Source organism: Virgibacillus carmonensis, from assembly GCF_057836705.1.
The window spans coordinates 1-597 of the sequence record NZ_JBYQFJ010000268.1; the positions used below are offsets into that span (position 1 = coordinate 1).

Here is a 597-nt window from a genome sequence, read left to right on the forward strand (position 1 = left end):
GCATTGCCGATTCTTCCATGAATATTGTTACACCGTTATTTCCTTATATGGTTATTATTCTTGCCTTTATGAAGCGTTATGACAAGAATACAAGTATCGGAAGCTATATCTCATTAATGCTTCCATATTCCATTACCTTCTTGCTTTCATGGATCATCTTGCTGTTAATCTTTTATTTCACCGGCCTACCATATGGTCCTGGAGTGCATACGTATATGTAGGAAGAAAAGCCGAAGTGCCCGGTTAGAAGCGGACGCATAAGCAAGGGACCGTAGAACGCATGGGTTTCGCGTTCGTAGTGTCCATTGCTTATGACGGCAGCTTCTGGGCGCTGGAGCTAGACATTAAGAAAAGCGGAAGCGCCAATAAACAGGCACTTCCGCTTTTCTTATTCAGTAATGTTGTTTTCTTTAAAGAATGCTCGTAATTGCTCTTCTGTTTGGCCGCCGGAAATACGTGTGGCTTCCTTTCCATTCTCGAAATGAATAAGTGTTGGTGTACCTTCAATACTGTACTTATTCCATGCATCTTCAAACTCCAGTACATTAAGTTTCTTTACATCTACACCAAGTTCTTCTGTTAAAGGAACAAGGATTG

2 protein-coding genes are annotated in these 597 nt (G+C 41.2%); one reads left to right on the forward strand and one right to left on the reverse strand.

All coding sequences use genetic code 11. The features are described 5' to 3' along the window. Positions 1–221, forward strand: a 221-nt coding sequence (locus tag AC3G7N_RS21805) for an AbgT family transporter (RefSeq protein WP_489424216.1), incomplete at its 5' end; no start/stop codon positions are given. Between the two features lie 167 nt (positions 222–388). Here the strand turns inward: AC3G7N_RS21805 and AC3G7N_RS21810 are convergent. After that, positions 389–597: thioredoxin family protein (locus AC3G7N_RS21810; RefSeq protein ID WP_489424217.1), on the reverse strand; the 209-nt coding region annotated here is incomplete at its 5' end.